At 37.0% G+C, this 243-nt stretch carries 1 protein-coding gene; it reads right to left on the bottom strand.

All coding sequences use genetic code 11. The features are described from left to right. Positions 1-230: DEAD/DEAH box helicase (locus tag ACRHOC_RS15020; RefSeq protein WP_431159427.1), on the bottom strand; the 230-nt coding region annotated here is incomplete at its 3' end. Positions 231-243: the final 13 nt, after the last annotated feature.

The following is a 243-nucleotide window of genomic DNA, read 5'->3' as shown; positions in this document are numbered from 1 at the left end:
GCACTAAACGGACCTACTTGGTTTTTCATTAACGCAATTAAAGCTGATACCACAATTGCAGTACCAACTTTAATTAAACCAGGCAACTGATAGCATAAGGATTTCCCACCAGCAGTAGGCATAATAACAAAAGTATTATTACCTTCTATTACATTTTTGATCACTCCTTCTTGAAGACCCTTAAAGCCAGGAAAAGCAAAGAATTTTTTTAGCGCGGAGTGTAAGTCAATTTCTGCAATACCC

Source organism: Winogradskyella poriferorum (genome assembly GCF_050618035.1).
Taxonomy (GTDB): domain Bacteria; phylum Bacteroidota; class Bacteroidia; order Flavobacteriales; family Flavobacteriaceae; genus Winogradskyella; species Winogradskyella poriferorum_A.
The sequence above is the reverse complement of the archived record's forward strand: the minus strand, read 5'-3'. Positions and strand labels throughout refer to the sequence as shown.